We start from the raw sequence: 15,618 nt of genomic DNA, 5'->3' as shown, positions 1-15,618 counted from the left end.
TCACCATATACCTGTAATTCTCCCTATCTGAACCCTCAGCACATTGTTCGCGTCCTTAACGCTGATGGTCTGATTGGTTTGCTTCATGGCTCCTTCACCTGCTGTCGAACCGTAGTTCTCAAACGTGCCTGTCTTAAAGTTTATGGACAAACCAGACTGCCCCTGAACGTAGTTAACTGAACTGAGCGTTTCAGCCAGTTTCGCGCGTGTGATGGTCCCTTCACCGATAACGGCATCACGGATGATTAACTGACCATTTTGCGTTGTGAATACGATGGTAGGCGTAGACCCTGCCTGCATCATCACAGCAAAACGATCCGCCAGGAAAAGTACCTGTGACTGCATACCTCCAGGGGTATTTTCCACGCCTATGCCCATCCCGGCTGCATACTGACGTCCGTTGGCATCTACAGCCACCTTGATGTTGTACATCGCGCTGAGGCCGCCGTTTACGTTCGCTATCGCCTGAGCGTTAGTTGTGATGGCGGAGGTATGCCCGTTCACCGTCGCCGTAATGCCGTTTATCTGCGTGGCCGTGGCCTGCTGATAATCGGAGAACGTCTGGTTGAGGCTGTTGATGGATGCCTTGTTGCCGTTGACGTCCGTCTGCAGGCTCAGCAATGAACGTGCTGTGGCTTCCTTCTCACTGACGATCACTTCGTCGAGACGGTCCAGCTGAGCGCTGTTACCTGCGACCGATGCAGACAACGTTTTACGCGCGGCCACCTGCGCCAGCCCGTTCTGAATAATGGCGATAGCCGAGTTTTTTACGCCTCCTGCCATACCATCCATGGACACGCTGATGTTATCGATACGCTGGCCAAGGGCGGTATCTGCCGTTGCTACGGTCTGCTCAAGTTGAGACAGAGATGACGACACATCTCCAACGTTACTTGTCAGTTCCTTCACATCGGTCTGAACCTGCCCGATGTCCTGGGCGTTTTTGGCTATCTTCAGCGCCTGCTGTTCGAGCTCATTATTCGCCTGCAGGATATCTTCAGCCATACCAGCAATTTTTTCGTTGGTATCAACGGCATTCTCAATCAGATCCTTGAACGTCTCAGACCCTTTGATGTCCTCCAGGATCACATCAGTGATATCGGAAACATCGATACTGGCCTGCCCACGAACCCAGCCGGTATAACCGGACTCGTTACCGGTTCGGTCAACCAGCTGCGCCCGGTACCAGAATACCTGCCCCGCTTTAAGGCCCATCTGCTGATATTTACGCTGCGGGTATGGCACATCAGCCAGCAACATCGCATCGCCATCAGTACCCGTCAGACTGTACTGAATTTCCGTCTTCAGCGTATCGTCGGTGTTCGCCGGGAACCCCCAGTTCAGCTCGATACCGAATACCACGTTTTCAGACGCGATGAAACCCACCGGCTTCGGAGGATTTCCGTCCTTGCCCGTCAGCGTTTTCTCTTCTGAATAGCCCCATCCGGACGAAATTTCAGCGGCATTGATGGCACGAACGCGCACCAGGTATCGTCCCGCGTAAATCCCCGGAACGTCGAATGACGTGGTGGAGCTGCGAGGCACGTTAACCCAATTCCCGTCGTTGCGCCGCCATTGCGCTTCATAGGAGATGGCGTTCTTCGCCTGGTCCCAGCTGACGCGCATGGTCTGAACGTTCACATTCTGCTGAACCACAGAGAATGAATTGATGACGATGTTGGCTGGCGGGGACTGATTACCTGGCGGAATAACACTTATTGGCCGCTGGTCGATAATGGCACCGGTATCGATACGCGCATATTTATCCGGATCGTGCAAAGCACCAGAAATCGAATACGTTCCGTCATTATTATCCGTGACGCTGATAACGCGATATTGCTGCGCATAAAGCTCCTCGGACTCGACAATCCACACCGATTCCACTGCAGGTGTTTCGCTGTATGCCGTTGTCACGGTGACGGCCCTGCCGTTTACGCTTTGTATCGTTCTGCTCTGCGATGCGCCGGACGGAAGGTTAACCATAAGGCGGCTTCCGGGAGCGGCTTCAGACTCACGATCAAGCGTGATAACGCGACCGTTAACCGCGCTGATACGCCCTCCCATCACCTTGCCGGAAAGCAGCTCATCGGCAACCGCGATGATATAGCCAGGCTGTGGGATCTTGCCGTCCAGACCCACATCGAACGACACGAGGCGATCCTTGTTATTGGTCAGGATACCCCAGCGCCCCTTCCGGTTTGCCTCTGACTGCCGGGTGCAGCCAATGGCTGTCATTTCGAGCTGGTTTGTACCAAAGCGAGCGACGAGATCCTGTTCAAAAACCGGCTCCATCGCGTCTGCGTAGGCATTACCCGGATCGGACCAGGAAACCAGTGCCGTGGTATATCGGGTTTTGGTGGTGCTGCCCGAATAGGTAAAGCGGCCATCAACCACGTTTGCACGCGTGTAGCTGTAATCCACATCGCGGGGCATATCCGCAAGCGCAACGATTTGATCGCCACCCCAGTACGTCATGCCCCGGAATATCGCCGCAAAATCACGTAACACGGTATAGGCGTCATTCCTCTCCTGCACGTACACGTTGCAGGTATAACGAGGCTCGGTGCCGCTACCGCCTTTACCATCGGGAACCGGCTGATCGCAATATTGTGCGACCTGGTAAAGCGTCCATTTATCAATATTGGCCGCCGTCAGGCGATTGCCCAGCCCAAAGCGGTCGCTCACCACCAGATCGTAAAAAATCCAGGCCGGATTATCCGTCCACGCCCACTTAAACACCCCCGTCCATGTGCCGCTATAGGTGCGGGTCTCCGGGTCATACGTATCCGGAACGCGGATTACACGTCCTCGCGGTTCGCAGGCTATTTGCGGGATAGAGCCGTTAAACTGGCTTGAGTCAAATTCGATGTAGAGCAGCGCGGTATTTGGATAACGCAGTTTGGCGTCGATAACCTCTGTGTAGCTCTGCAGCGTCATTGTGTCGCCAATTTTCGCGCTGTTGGCATCCGCCGTGAGCTTACGCAGGCGCACCGTCCATGTGCTGCCTGCCTGTGGTAAGTCGATGCGATGGCTGCGTTCGTAGCCGGAAGTTGTCTTGCCTGTTACGCTGGTATTAAGTACCGTCTGCCAGGTACCACCATCAGTCTGCAGATCAATGGCGTAGTTAATTGAATAGCCAACCAGATCGCCATCGTTCTCCTGTTTAAAAAGCGATGGCCATTTCAGGCGCAGGCGAACGGCTGACAGCTGCGTGTTGGTAAAGGTGTGCGTCCAGGCGGTGGTGCTTGAAACTTCGGTGCCCACGCTGATTTCGTTTTCGGTACCGGGGATGCCCTGAATGTATTTTTGTGCCTGCGTCCCCGGGCGGAATTCCCACGCCACGCCGCTGAAGTTTTGCGAACCGTCTGCATTCTCCAGTGGTGTGCCGTCGAGATAGATATCTTTCGCCGTCAGTTGCCCGGCAAATTCCCCCTCTCCCAGCGCAACAAGAATTTTGGCCTTTGCTACGGACTGGAGGTCGTCTGGTTGTTCAGTCGGGGTGCGGGAACTTGAGCTGCCGCCCTTGCGGCCTCTAATCGGAGTAGATGTAGCCATATTGCGCCCATAAAAAAAGCCACCCTGAGGTGGCTTATTGCAAGAGAAAATTAATCAGATATTTGTTTCGCTAAATGGGTTTACAAAATCAGCTTCTGCTTTGAAAAACTGACAATCACTGGACGACGTTACTGATACTGGAATACCGGTATCTTCAACTTCATATAGCTTTGAATATTTATCGGAAACTTTGCCAGAAAATGTCTCGCGACAAATAACCTCTCCGCCACGGTTTACTATTACTGTCGCATTTCCGCCGATTAGGATTCCGTCATCAACGCGATGCAGGCCTGAAATGGTCAATCTTAAGTATTTCTTCATTGTTGATCCTCAACGTAAATCCCGGCTGAAATAATTGCGCCGCCTATGCGTCGGCGACCATAAAGAAGCGGTACCGGATAGCCCTGCGCTGCGGTGTTTGTGACTCCGCCGAACGCGTATGAGGCGCGGTTATCTGAGCTCTGTTTGCTGGCCAGCCCCGCAGGTTGAGGGGAAAGCATCTGAACAACGCCGCCCAGTATGACCGCAGCACCAAATTTGTAGAGGAATGGTGATGCCGCAGCCCAGGGCGTGAAGTTAAGCACCGCCCCTACGGCAACCAGAACCGCCCCGAGTATAGTCTGGAGAAAGCCGGCTTTTTTGCTCCCGATAATCACCGGGACAATGCGGATAACATCGCCGGTAACCGGGAAACCAAGGTCATCAACACCAATATTCTTTTTCCCTTTGAATACGGAATAAGTGAGACCACGGCGCTGGCTGGAGATCATAAACTGCTCAAAGCCAGGAACAGTCTTTGCCAGCGCAACACTCGCCTCGTTCACGCGGGAAATCAGGCGGTGGTGAACTTTACCGAATGTTTTTCCGAGCACGCCGCCAAGCTCAATGCGGGTCATTACTTCCTGCATGTTTCACCTGCCATTACATCTTTATAGCGAACGATCTTCATCGTGCGCTCCTGCCAGTATCCGCCATAAGGAACACGCTGACTCAGATGCCCGTAAAGATGGTGCAGCAGCATGTTACCCTCCAGCAATATCCCGGCATGATTCCACTTATCGGCCTGCACCTGCATGATGACCAGATCGCCTTCCTGCGGCGGTCCGTCAAACTCCCTGAATCCGCACTCGTACCAGCACTCCTGATAGAAATTGTCCGGGTAGTCCTTTTCCCACCAGGGATAATCCACCCGGTAATCGTGGAGCTCGATACCGTGGGCCTGCCGGAAATAGCTCATTACCAGGCCCCAGCAATCGAAGTGGCCAAGGACGAACGGACGCTCCAGCAATGGCAGTTCCCCGCGCGGATGAATGGTGCGTAAGTCCCCCTCTGGCCAGCTCACAATATGCCAGGGCAGCAGCGTTGCATCACACTGCGCCTTATCCAGCTCGCTGGCCTGTGTCGTCGCGTCAGGATGGCTGTGAACAATGGCCACCACCGTCCCCCAGTCTTCTGCCGCTGCGTAATCTTCGGGGGACAGGTGAAAATGTTCAGTCGGCTCTGCTGCGAGATTACGACAGGGAAAATAGCGCTCAACCCGGCTTTTCTGTGCCACCACGCCGCAGCACTCGCGCGGATATTCCGCTGCAGCGTGTGCCATGATGGCATCAATGGTTTTCTGGCGCATATCAGCTCCTGATAAGAGATGTACCGGGGAAACCACCGAACGGCAGCTCGTTGCTGTCTCCATGCCGGAGCTTGCAGGCCGTCAGCGTGCCGTTGCAGACATCCAGCGAGGGATCGTCAACCGGATTATTGTTTTTGTCGAAATAGCGCGTTCCGGCATAGTCGCAGCCGTCGCCGGTCCGGTACTTGTTCCGGATGCACCAGGTACATAGCGAATGCAGCTGCCGCGTCGGTATCATCTGGCCCTGTAAATCCATCGGGCTGGAAAGCGTAAATTCAACAGCTTCATCCGTCTCGGTACTTCTGGCGTCGATATAAAAGACCTTCAGCTTTTCCTGTGACGGGTCGGCGGTGGGGTTGCCCTGCGGAAAATTTCTGGCGTCCAGATACTGTGCCAGCGTGTCGTGGATACTCACTTTCGCCTGCAGCAGATCGTCATACGCAAGACAGAGCGCTGAGATCGAACTGTCCAGGTTCGCCACCGTCAATTTTGGCTGTGGGCTGGTACCGTCAGTGGTCGCCTCAATACCCTCCACCTGACACGGCCAGGCTTTATACTCCTCTCCCTGCCACCAGATGGACTTTGCCGGAAGTTTATTCTCGTCGCCGCCTGCGGCTTCAATCTCTTCCGGGGTGTGCGCGATATTGTGTGCGTGGAAGCGGAGCACATCTGACATACCGAACGCTGTACCATCGACAGAAAAAAGCCGGACTTCATTGCCCGGCTCAAGTTTTTGATAATCAGCATTAAGACTCATGGTGCAAATGCCTGTTCAAACGTTGCGGTTACGGTTATCACTTTTACGTTTTTAACCACCTTTTTGAGCGTGTCAGCCTCGACACGCCACAGTGCGGTATCGCCGAAAGGCGGAGTGAAAATAAACGACTTCACTTTATGCCGCCGAAGGAAGGCATGAATTTCATTCGCTGTAGTCGGATCCCCTGAGAAGGAAAATTCATAGGTGCGAATTTCATCATTCAGACCTGAGCCGCTCACCTGTGCGTACCCGTCGCCGAACTGGACCTTCCTGACGGTGTCTTTGCTTCCCTCTGTGGGCTGGCTGGAGACCTTAATACCCCAGGAGAATGTTTCTATCGTCATAACTGTTACCTGCGATTGGTCGCATTCCAGATAAGCCCACCGGGCTGGATTGCCCTGGCGATACCATCGTTGACAGATTTGTTAATCACCTGCTGATACGCCTTACCCAGCCTGTCTCCGTCATTTTGCTGCTGTGCGCCACCGGAGGCATTCTCGACCGTCACCGGGGCATATACACTGACACCGAAAGGTGCTGCAGCTGGACCTGTTCCGCCCCCCCCGACGTATCCACCCGTGGCGTACCCTTTCATCATCCGGTAAAGGTTGCCAACGCCGATCCGGCTGGTAGCCTCTTTGGTGAAGACAAACTCACCACGGTGAACGACACCTGCAGGCTCATATTTCCCGCCTGAACCGGTATAACCGCCACCTGCAAATCCCAGCGCGGTTGTCGCTGAATCCGCCAGGCCTACCATCGCCTGTTTCAGCAGGATCTGTGTCAGCATGGAGAGCGTGGATCGGGTAAAGTCAGCCCAGTCAGCCTTTCCGCGCGTCAGCATGTCAGCCATATTCTGCCCGATGCCATCAAACGTACTGGTGGCAAACGACTTCATCTGGCCATAAGCATCTGAAGCAGAATCGACATAATCTGCCCATGCGGATTTGGCCCCGGACTGCCAGTCACCCCGAAGCTTATCCTGCTCGGCGTAATACGCCTGCAGCGCCTGCAGCTCATTCTGATAACCGGCATCGTTCTCAGACCCGCCACCATTTTTCCAGCCCTGAAGAAGCTGGGCCTCTTCATTGCGACGTTGTGCTGCACGACTGCTCATACCAGCACTTTCCGCCAGGGCACGGGTTTTCTCGCCGATCTGCGTGACGTATTTTTGGGACGTATCCTGCAGGCGATTAAGCCGCTCCTGCGCCACTATCTGATCGCCAAGCTTCGCATTCAGCTCCGCCCGGGAAAGCACCTCGCTTTTACTGGCCAGCAGGGATTTTTCCTCAGCAGAAAGCGTCCGGGTCTTCGCGGCCTCTTCCAGAACCGTAAAGCGGGACTGCTGATGCCACAGCTCCTGACGCTGCTGGCTGATGGTGTCATTGATGCTCTTATGCTCCTGCAGGGTGCGCAGCTGTGCCTGCAGCTCCAGCGTCTGGGCGCTGGCCGTATCGGTGGCACGGGCACCTGCGGGGGTTCTGATTGCCGGGGTCTTCTTCGGCTTTTTAAGGGTGTCTTCGTACTCTTTTTTCGCGGCAGCCAGGTTGATGTTGTAGTCAGCCTGGAGGATCCGCCCCTCTTTCAGCGCCTTGTTGAGCTCGCTCTGCCTGGCCGTGTATTTCTCCAGTGCCGTCTGCGTTTTGGCATAGTTTGCCTGAGCCTGCGCAGCATACTTCTGGCGATCCGATTCCGCTGCCGCTTCGCGCGAAGCATTCTCTTCATTCGCCCTGGCAATTCCCGCCTGCTGCTGCGCCATGTCCAGCGCCAGCCTGGCCGTTTCGCGGTCATTCCAGAATCGGGCGCGGGCCTCATCATTGACATATCGGTCACCTTTACGCAGGTTCCAGATTTCATCGGCTTTTTTGAACGCGGCTTCGGCTTTTGCCACCATCTCCTGCGCGGTGTCAGGTCGGCCAATATCGAGGGCTGCATCCCACATCGACTTGAAGGCACGCTTCAGGGAGTCCGCTGAAGATTCAATCGTCCCCATATTGTCGCGGATGGCTTTGGTCTGATCGTTGAATCCGGCTGTAGCAGCCTCGTTAGCCGCCTGCAGTGCGCCAGCCTCATCACCGGCACGCTGCAGCTGCGCCACATGGGCAATCTGTTCAGCGGTAACGTTATGGAACTGCTGGGCCATCGCGATCAGGCCCGATGTCGGGTCAGTTGCGAGCTTGCCATAGGCTGCTGCGACCTTTTCCACCGGCACGCCGGAGGCATCGGTAAACCGCGCCACCGCCTGGCTCATGTCATCAAAGCGGGAGCCAGCACGCACACCCGCGTTGATAAGCTCGGTCAGCGCTTCACTGGTCTGGTTGAAGGTCAGTCCAGCAGCCTGCCCGTTCCGCGCCAGTGCCAGCATGCGGTCAGCTGTCAGTCCGGCTGTGTTCCCCGACAGTACCAGCGTTTTGTTGAAATCAGACAGAGTGGAAGAGCCCTGGTACCAGGCATAGAACAACGCGCCCGTTGCAACGGACAATGCACCAATGCCGACCATCAACGGGGAAACCGTCCCAATCAACGCCCGGAATGTCGGGATGATCCCGCCAAAGGAGTCCTTAACCTGACCACCCTGCTGAAGCAGAATCAGCCAGGGGTTCTGCCCACCCGCAAGCTGCGTGGCCACATCGGTAAACTGCGCCGGGAGCATACGCATCGCTGCGTTATACTGACCCACTGAAATACCGGCCTTACGCGCGGCGTTCTCCTGGCGGCTGAAGGACTGCTGGATACGTAACGCTTCGTCGTTTGCCGCACTGCCGGTCTGTTTTAATTCTTTTTTGACGTAGTTGAGCTGCTCGCTGAATTTCGTTGAGTTAACGTCAAGGTTTACGACCAGATCACCGACTGCCGTCTGGGCCATAGCGCACGCCTCCTGAAATACCTGCAGCCTTCGCCATCAGCGTATTGTCATCCGGTTCATCAATGTCGATGGGTTCCGGTGCAGTATTAAGAATGCTGAAACTGTCCGGGGTTAACTCCGGATCGGCAAAAAACAGGGTTGAGATGGTGTAGAGCAAGCCGGAGAAGTGAGCGTCCAGCTGCGCATCATGAAAGTAATTGTCCTGATAGAAGATTTTCCAGTCGCCGTACTCCGTTGAGGACATGCCAGCAAGCATGGCACGCCAGTCCGGGCGACCGAACTCACGCGCCAGTTTCATGGCAAATTTCAGCTCACTGGCGAGGACTTTTCCGCAGTAACGGGTTCAGCGGGTTCATTACCTTCTTCGCCGGTTGCTGCCTGGTCATCAGTTACCGGCGCAATCATCCCGGACAGGAGTTTCACCTTATATTCCGCTTCGGCAACCAGTTCGGTCGGCCATGACTGCATGACCTCATCCTGAATCTTTGCCACTTCTGCCGCCGCATTTTCTCCCTGGGAGCCTTTCAGTTCGTGGCCGTGCCAGAGTGACATCGCCACAAGGAACGCCCCACTTTTTACGGTGAGGGTGATGGCCGCCTGGAAATCGCCGGCTTCAACTGCCTCCAGCTGCTTCAGGTATTCGAGGTATTCAATACGCTGAAGAGCCGAAAGCTGGAACAATGTGACGCTGCTGCCGTTACTTTCCAGCAGTTCGCTCTTGAGAAACATAATTACTCCGGGTCGGAACGGGGCTCACGCCCCGGTTATCAGGAAACAGTGACTTTGCAGATCGCCACAAAGTTACCGTCATTGCTCATAACGATGATTTCTACGGTGCCCGCCGCCACGCCGGTGACAGTCAGGGTATTGCCGTTAACGGTGACCGTTGCTTTTGAAGGATCAGAGCTGGCTACGCGGAAGGATTTATCTGACGCACTGGCCGGCAGGACAGAAACCACCAGTTGCGTTGTGGCTGCGACCGCGACAGCTGCAGTAGATTTATCCAGACTGATCCCCGTGACAGCAATCGGCGCGGTACCGCTGTCCTCTGCCAGCGATGGTTTGCCGTTGTTGGTGATTTTGGCCGTGCGGGTCATGACCTCTTTTGACGAGATAGTCTTGCCGAGACTGCTCACCCAGCCCTTAAAGACGTCAACAACCCCATTAGGGTATTTGATTTTATATCCCCTCACGGTGCCCTCATCGAACCAGTTCACCAGGTCCTGCTGACCGGAATCTCCAGGCATCCACGCGAGCGTCAGGTTGGTTTCACCGGCTGATTTCTGCCCCTGCATCGTTGATGTCCAGTCGGCATTCTCATCATCGATGTAGGTGTCATCTTCAGATTCAGCCGTCAGTTCACCGGGCTGCAGGTCTTTAATCTTTGCGAGGCGCAACCAGTCAACGTCTGAAAGCGGATTGGCATAGGGGTCACCGGTTCCGGTGTAAACCCAGAGAGTGGTACCGGCACCTTTTGTTGGCGCCAGCGGGTTTGGTGTGGTCATAGGATCCTCACATTACATAGCTGATTGAATAACTGAGATCGGCTGATCCCCACATCATCACTTCCTCATCTCGCTGATAGTCATAGCCATTTGCATTCATCAGTTCGATCAGGGGCAGCAATTCTGGGATATCAGCCAGAGCGGGGTACACTTTTTCTTCCATCCAGGCATCCAGAGCGGAATCGGTCTCTTTTGCCTTCAAAAAGACCTCGATATGCAGCAGTGCAGTCCACATATCTTCATCCACGCTATCTTCTGAAGCTCTCGCGTCTGTCAGATAGACGGCTACAGCAGGCAGATCTTCTTCTTCCAGAAATCCCGGACGGCCGTCGAACCAGGTTATTTGCTCTGTAATACTGCGTTTCAGGGCCGTCAGAACGGCGGCGCGTATCTGCGGGTGTTTCATCGTTTGAGTATCAACCTCAGTTGGTTTTGCAGATTCTGGCGCATAACTGCTGGCATGTTTTCGTCCATCAGGCGGGGCAACTCCCCACGGAAGGCCTCTGTAAGGGGAACAGCCAGGGGAATGCTGACCACTTCAATGGGGTAGCGGTTCTTTGTGGTGCGTCGCAGCACATGCCATCGACCGTTTGCCAGTTGCTGGATAAAAGCGCCTGGAAAACGAAACGGGCCTATTCTGAGCACACTGTTTGCACCCGACTTATCCCGTTTTCTGCGGGACAGACGAACACTGGCGGGACCGAGTTTTATGGCGGGGAGATTTCCCCGGTTCACCCGAATAAGTGCGCGTGGTTTACTGACGGTAGCCCGCCGTAACCGGGCACGTTGCTTAACCAGTTTTCGAGGTACTCGAGTCGATTTCGAAACGACAGAAACGCTTCGGTTGATGGCCTGCCCGGCAATACGGTTAACCGACTGGGCAGAGGCACGTGGAACGGCCGTTTTGCTGATGCTGTTGAGGTTTGCGATAGCCTGCTCGAGCCCTTTGATCGACATAGCCCCTCCTACTCAATGAAGATACGAGGTTTCCCGTTAAACAGTTCGTGACGTGTGACTGTCCAGTTTTTGCCTTCCCAGACCACTTCATCGTTTCGCCGCGGGGTATATTCTCCACTGAATACCACCAGAGACCTTAAATTCCCTGATAACGGCCCCATCTCTTCAAGCAACTCAGCAGAGATTACGTCGTATGTGATTCCGTTAATCAGAGCCGTTTTCCCCATCTTTTTTATGGTGGCCGCGTCCATGCGAGCCGCCATCCGGTCAAAGGGATTAGACATTAATCTTCACTTCAACAACGGTGGTGTTTGCCGGTGCATCTTCCCAGGCGATGCCTGCGGCAACGGCATCCGTTTCATCGGTCTGGATTTTTCCGTCCTTGAGATACACCTGCGCCCCGGCAGTCACCGCGTCGGCGGAAACTTTTGGCAGAAGGAATACACCTTCAGCAAAACCGTCCCCGGTGTCGCCTGCCGGAATATTGGTAATCGCCACTGCGATAAGTTTTCCAACAACAACCGGGTCGCCGCTCAGAATATCGGTTGCACCACTGTTTACCAGCGGGATCGTTTTCCCGTCCTGCGCATAGTTCTTAGCCATAACTTCTCCATTCAGCCCCTTGCGGGGCTGGTTTCAGGTATAAAAAAAGCCCTTACGGGCATCTGTTTGTCAGGACTGTTTTTACTGACCAGTGGATTTGGTCATACCGCGGTAGTCCAGCGGCGCCACACCGGCATCAATACGCACTTTCGTGGCAATACCATCAGTGGTGAAGCCTTCCTGCTGATCGATGTAAGGCGTATCGACGCCGTTGAGATAAGCGACCTCGATGGTATCGGTGCCCTTCGCGGCGGCCAGATACCAGGCTTTCGCATCCGCTTCATCCAGACGCGGTTCAGCGATGACCTCTGCAAAGTTCTGGATCGGGTTAACGATGCCGGCATTAATATCAGCACCTTTAACACTGGCCGACTTGATGGTCTGATTCGCCAGGGTTTCCAGAGCTACAGGTACCAGCATGAAGGCCGGACGGATATTCAGGGTACGCTCACCTTCCTTCTGCAGGCGCATCAGCTTGCGCGCTTCGTCCAAGCTGGCCACAGAAATTGCGCCCGCGCTCAGGTTCTTGTGATCGGCATGGAACAGCGCCTTGCCGTCGGAGAGCTTCGGGTTTTTGGTCAGGATGGCGTAAACCAGATCGCCAATCGTTGCTTTCGCCGCGCGCCCCATCTTCATCGGCACGTCGGTGAGCTGGTTCAGATCGTCGTTAATGATCGCCTGGCGGGTTACAGAGAAAATTTCACCATAAGTGGCAAGCGCGATGGTTTCGCCTTTATCACTGGTAGTGACGTACTTGTACTCCGCCCCCTCGCGAACCTGTCGCAGAGAAGGGAAACCACCCATACCGACACGATGCGCCGTTTTGAAGTCTGACAGCTGGCCTTTTTTGGTCCACAGTTCGAAAGTTTCCTGGGATTCTTCCCAGCCCTGAAGCAGCGCTTTGTTCGCCACATCGAGCAGAATATTGCCAAAGTCAGAGGTGCTGTGCGTCAGCGCCAGGCCAACCATCTGCATCGGATTGTAGCTGGATACACCGATACCTTTTTCTGTCAGGGCCATGCGCGCATACTCGCGCAGCGTCATACCGTTATAAACGTTATCCCGCTCCTGACCTTCGAACCCGGCACGCGCCATCAGTGCCTGGCGAATACCATCCGCGACGAAGTTACCATTGCCTGCATGAATATGCGGCTGGGTGGTTTTATTGGACGGCGTGGCCGTTTTACCGAGTTCTGCCAGCAGCAAATCTTTCGCCTTATCGACGGAACAATCAGGGTCGGCCACACACTGATTCTGCAGTTCCATGTGCTTATTGCCGAACATGGCAAAGAGATCGCCGATAGCGTTAACACGGGCTTTCTGCTCAGCCAACACCTGCGCGCGGATCACATTTTCATCCGGTGCCGGGTCTGTTTTTGCCTGCGGTGCCTGAGGCTGGGTAATAACCGGGTCACGCTGGGTAGTGTTGCGCGGCGGGGTGATCATGTTGCGAATGCTTTTTGGCATTTTTTCAAATTCCTCAATACGTTTTGAATGAATACAGGCCATAGCCTGAAGGGATGGTGTCACCTGGTCGGCAAAACCCAGTTCAAGGCACTCGCTGCCGTTCATCCAGGTTTCGTCCTCCAGCATTGCCGCAATTTCTTCGGTGGATTTTCCGGTTTTCTGCGCGTAAGCCGGGATAAGAACGGATTCAACCTTGTCGAGAAGATCCGCATAGTCGCGCATATCGCTCGCGTCACCACCAGCAAACCCCCAGGGCTTATGGATCATCATCATCGTGTTTTCAGGCATGATGACCGGATTGCCTACCATCGCAATCACCGAGGCCATGGAGGCCGCGAGACCGTCGATATGCACGGTAATCGCCGCGCCGTGGTGCTTCAGCGCGTTATAAATAGCAATACCGTCGAAGACATCACCACCTGGCGAGTTGATATAAAGGTTGATGTGGGTGACGTCCCCAAGTGCCCGGAGATCATTGACGAACTGTTTCGCCGTTACGCCCCAGTACCCGATTTCGTCATAGATAAAAATGACGGCCTCGCTGTTATTGCTGGCCTGCATGCGGAACCACGAATTACTTTTTGCGCTGGCTTTCGGACGGTGGCGCGCCCGGTTCTTTGGCTTCGGCACTGGTGCCTCCTTTATCATTGGCGGGGTCGGTGTCAAACACCAGGCCCTGTTCACGGTTCTCGTCAACCTCCGCTTTACGGCGTGACTTAACATCATCCGGGTTGCGACCGCTGGCACGTATCCAGTCGGATTCAGTAGCAGCACCGCCGCGGATCTGCGTTTTCCAGGCATTCGCTTCTTTAACGGGATCAATCCACGGCATAACGGGCCCCGAATAAACCGCGTTATAAAGCGAGTCCATATCGATGCCTCTCGGCAGCTTGATTTCTCCGGCAGCAATAGCCATCTTCAGCCAGGCCCGGTACATGGGCCGGGTCACTGAACCGATGAACCAGTCCTGAAGAATCAGATATCCGTCGGTTGACTCGACAAGCTCCTGCCGCTGGGCACTGTACGTTCCGTTGTAGTTTCTGGATGTGCTGGAAAAGCTGAGGCGACTGCCGGCGGACACGGCACGCAGCTGTCCGTTACGAAACGATTCGAGGTTAGGGTTCGGGCGATCGGATTTAATCATCCCGATTTCTTCCCCGGCCTGCAGTTCGTCATAGAGCATACCGGGCTGAATCATCAGCTCGCGGTCATCGCTGCTGGAATCTGAATCGAAACTCTGTCCGTCGCCTTTTTTGATGTACATGCCGAGTGCCGCAGCAATTCTTGCTGCAGTAAGCTCCGAGTCCTCGTATTCTTTCAGCGCGCTCAGGCGCATCAGGACGCCAGACAAAAGAGACGTTCCGCGGGTCTGGTGCAGGCGGCGGGTGAATTTGAGATGGAGCATGTTCTCAGCATCTATCTCTTTCGTATCGAACTGTCGCCCGGATACCGGCAGACTTTTATAGACCTGATATTTTTTAGGCCGTCCCCAGTTATCGACAAAAACGCCCTGATTAAGCTGGGTGGCTTCATCGCTGTTCATCGGTACGAAATCAGGCTCCAGCGCTTCCAGCCAGAACGGCACACCAGCGACCGGCTGAAGCCCATTTCCGGTACCGCGAACCAGCTGAGCAAAAACCTCGCCGTCCCTGAGCCACGTTCGCAGCATAAGACGCTCAAGCATGGGCCGGGTAAACTGGGTTGTGACATCGGGCCTTACGGACCATTCGCCCCACTTTCTGCGGATATCAGTGGCAAGCTTTTTGGCTATCTTCCCGTTACTCAGCATCGGATGAGGTTCAACTATGATGCCCTTCGCACCCACCACTCTTTCTTCCAGCTTGTCGAAAACGCCGATCACCAGATCGTGGTTGTTGTCCAGCCAGCGCGCCTGCTGCCTCAGTGAAACTGCCCCCATCTGGCTGAGCTGATCAGCTGAGCGATTTTCCTTCTGGGCTTTGTGGGTACGCGTTTGCTTAACTGCCTCATACGCCTTAATGACTGCACGGGCACGCAGGCGTGAGGCTTTCCAGCCTGGAGAAAACAGGCCAATCGCATCATCTAAAAGACTCATCCAAACCTCGCCAGCCTGTAGCCGGGTCGCCCGCGGCGTTTGTTATTGAGCGTTGCCAGTCGGCGCTCCCATTCCTGACGGCCTTTTCTGATTTCCGACAGGTTTTCGAGCGTCATCTGCTGCCCGTTGAAAGTGATTGATTTCCCTTCCAGAACAGACAGCTCTGCAGCAGCGTAGCGGTCGATCATGTTTTGAATATCAGCTGGA

At 54.7% G+C, this 15,618-nt stretch carries 16 protein-coding genes and 1 pseudogene; all 17 read right to left on the bottom strand.

From position 1 onward, the window contains the following. On the bottom strand, positions 1-3,555 hold the full coding sequence (locus tag L3068_RS07635; protein WP_214602923.1) for a TipJ family phage tail tip protein: 3,555 nt from the start codon (positions 3,553-3,555) through the stop codon (positions 1-3). Between the two features lie 54 nt (positions 3,556-3,609). Further along, positions 3,610-3,876 carry a hypothetical protein gene (locus L3068_RS07630; protein WP_001324901.1) on the bottom strand — a complete coding sequence of 89 codons (267 nt, stop codon included), beginning with the start codon at positions 3,874-3,876 and terminating at the stop codon, positions 3,610-3,612. Continuing rightward, on the bottom strand, positions 3,873-4,463 hold the full coding sequence (locus tag L3068_RS07625) for a tail assembly protein (protein WP_095451065.1): 591 nt from the start codon (positions 4,461-4,463) through the stop codon (positions 3,873-3,875). The genes L3068_RS07630 and L3068_RS07625 overlap by 4 nt, the downstream gene beginning before the upstream one ends. Further along, positions 4,451-5,182: a C40 family peptidase gene (locus L3068_RS07620; protein WP_117580479.1), complete on the bottom strand. Its 732-nt coding sequence runs from the start codon at positions 5,180-5,182 to the stop codon at positions 4,451-4,453. Before L3068_RS07620 ends, L3068_RS07625 begins: the two co-directional genes overlap by 13 nt. 1 nt (position 5,183) lies before the next feature. Beyond that, positions 5,184-5,939, bottom strand: a complete 756-nt coding sequence (locus tag L3068_RS07615; protein ID WP_117580481.1) for a phage minor tail protein L — start codon at positions 5,937-5,939, stop codon at positions 5,184-5,186. Continuing rightward, positions 5,936-6,283: a phage tail protein gene (locus L3068_RS07610; protein ID WP_025759358.1), complete on the bottom strand. Its 348-nt coding sequence runs from the start codon at positions 6,281-6,283 to the stop codon at positions 5,936-5,938. Before L3068_RS07610 ends, L3068_RS07615 begins: the two co-directional genes overlap by 4 nt. Positions 6,284-6,288: 5 nt before the next feature. Beyond that, entirely contained in the window at positions 6,289-8,805 is a 2,517-nt protein-coding gene (locus L3068_RS07605; protein ID WP_117580483.1) for a phage tail tape measure protein, read from the bottom strand. Then, positions 8,789-9,103, bottom strand: a pseudogene (locus tag L3068_RS07600) (phage tail assembly protein T); the annotation flags it as partial. The pseudogene L3068_RS07600 and the gene L3068_RS07605, both read right to left, overlap by 17 nt. A gap of 8 nt (positions 9,104-9,111) precedes the next feature. After that, complete coding sequence (gene gpG, locus L3068_RS07595; RefSeq protein ID WP_117580486.1) at positions 9,112-9,534, bottom strand: phage tail assembly chaperone G; 423 nt, start codon at positions 9,532-9,534, stop codon at positions 9,112-9,114. 38 nt (positions 9,535-9,572) lie between these two features. Continuing rightward, a complete protein-coding gene (locus L3068_RS07590; RefSeq protein ID WP_117580488.1) occupies positions 9,573-10,310 on the bottom strand; it encodes a phage tail protein in 738 nt (245 codons plus the stop codon). 7 nt (positions 10,311-10,317) lie between these two features. Then, positions 10,318-10,716 (bottom strand): phage tail terminator protein, encoded by a 399-nt coding sequence (gpU, locus tag L3068_RS07585; protein ID WP_013096337.1) that lies wholly within the window; start codon positions 10,714-10,716, stop codon positions 10,318-10,320. Then, positions 10,713-11,267, bottom strand: coding sequence for a phage tail protein (locus L3068_RS07580; RefSeq protein WP_117580490.1), 555 nt, complete (start codon positions 11,265-11,267; stop codon positions 10,713-10,715). The genes gpU and L3068_RS07580 overlap by 4 nt, the downstream gene beginning before the upstream one ends. Before the next feature lie 8 nt (positions 11,268-11,275). Next, complete coding sequence (locus L3068_RS07575) at positions 11,276-11,551, bottom strand: DNA breaking-rejoining protein (RefSeq protein WP_044067056.1); 276 nt, start codon at positions 11,549-11,551, stop codon at positions 11,276-11,278. Then, entirely contained in the window at positions 11,544-11,870 is a 327-nt protein-coding gene (locus L3068_RS07570) for a DUF2190 family protein (protein ID WP_117580492.1), read from the bottom strand. The genes L3068_RS07575 and L3068_RS07570 overlap by 8 nt, the downstream gene beginning before the upstream one ends. Positions 11,871-11,951: 81 nt before the next feature. Further along, complete coding sequence (locus L3068_RS07565) at positions 11,952-13,985, bottom strand: ClpP-like prohead protease/major capsid protein fusion protein (protein WP_244998557.1); 2,034 nt, start codon at positions 13,983-13,985, stop codon at positions 11,952-11,954. Then, positions 13,912-15,411, bottom strand: a complete 1,500-nt coding sequence (locus L3068_RS07560; protein WP_117580494.1) for a phage portal protein — start codon at positions 15,409-15,411, stop codon at positions 13,912-13,914. Before L3068_RS07560 ends, L3068_RS07565 begins: the two co-directional genes overlap by 74 nt. After that, entirely contained in the window at positions 15,408-15,599 is a 192-nt protein-coding gene (locus L3068_RS07555; RefSeq protein ID WP_072216036.1) for a DUF6148 family protein, read from the bottom strand. The genes L3068_RS07560 and L3068_RS07555 overlap by 4 nt, the downstream gene beginning before the upstream one ends. Positions 15,600-15,618 lie beyond the last annotated feature (19 nt).

Origin of the sequence: Enterobacter cloacae complex sp. ECL414 (assembly GCF_021869685.1) — a bacterium.
Taxonomy (GTDB): domain Bacteria; phylum Pseudomonadota; class Gammaproteobacteria; order Enterobacterales; family Enterobacteriaceae; genus Enterobacter; species Enterobacter kobei.
This window is presented reverse-complemented; position numbering and strand designations above follow the sequence as displayed.

Bases quoted from the DNA above. Each gene is read 5' to 3' on its own strand.
- L3068_RS07635 (WP_214602923.1), bottom strand. From the start codon at position 3,555: ATGGCTACATCTACTCCGATTAGAGGCCGCAAGGGCGGCAGCTCAAGT.
- L3068_RS07630 (WP_001324901.1), bottom strand. From the start codon at position 3,876: ATGAAGAAATACTTAAGATTGACCATTTCAGGCCTGCATCGCGTTGAT.
- L3068_RS07625 (WP_095451065.1), bottom strand. From the start codon at position 4,463: ATGCAGGAAGTAATGACCCGCATTGAGCTTGGCGGCGTGCTCGGAAAA.
- L3068_RS07620 (WP_117580479.1), bottom strand. From the start codon at position 5,182: ATGCGCCAGAAAACCATTGATGCCATCATGGCACACGCTGCAGCGGAA.
- L3068_RS07615 (WP_117580481.1), bottom strand. From the start codon at position 5,939: ATGAGTCTTAATGCTGATTATCAAAAACTTGAGCCGGGCAATGAAGTC.
- L3068_RS07610 (WP_025759358.1), bottom strand. From the start codon at position 6,283: ATGACGATAGAAACATTCTCCTGGGGTATTAAGGTCTCCAGCCAGCCC.
- L3068_RS07605 (WP_117580483.1), bottom strand. From the start codon at position 8,805: ATGGCCCAGACGGCAGTCGGTGATCTGGTCGTAAACCTTGACGTTAAC.
- gpG (WP_117580486.1), bottom strand. From the start codon at position 9,534: ATGTTTCTCAAGAGCGAACTGCTGGAAAGTAACGGCAGCAGCGTCACA.
- L3068_RS07590 (WP_117580488.1), bottom strand. From the start codon at position 10,310: ATGACCACACCAAACCCGCTGGCGCCAACAAAAGGTGCCGGTACCACT.
- gpU (WP_013096337.1), bottom strand. From the start codon at position 10,716: ATGAAACACCCGCAGATACGCGCCGCCGTTCTGACGGCCCTGAAACGC.
- L3068_RS07580 (WP_117580490.1), bottom strand. From the start codon at position 11,267: ATGTCGATCAAAGGGCTCGAGCAGGCTATCGCAAACCTCAACAGCATC.
- L3068_RS07575 (WP_044067056.1), bottom strand. From the start codon at position 11,551: ATGTCTAATCCCTTTGACCGGATGGCGGCTCGCATGGACGCGGCCACC.
- L3068_RS07570 (WP_117580492.1), bottom strand. From the start codon at position 11,870: ATGGCTAAGAACTATGCGCAGGACGGGAAAACGATCCCGCTGGTAAAC.
- L3068_RS07565 (WP_244998557.1), bottom strand. From the start codon at position 13,985: ATGATAAAGGAGGCACCAGTGCCGAAGCCAAAGAACCGGGCGCGCCAC.
- L3068_RS07560 (WP_117580494.1), bottom strand. From the start codon at position 15,411: ATGAGTCTTTTAGATGATGCGATTGGCCTGTTTTCTCCAGGCTGGAAA.
- L3068_RS07555 (WP_072216036.1), bottom strand. From the start codon at position 15,599: ATGATCGACCGCTACGCTGCTGCAGAGCTGTCTGTTCTGGAAGGGAAA.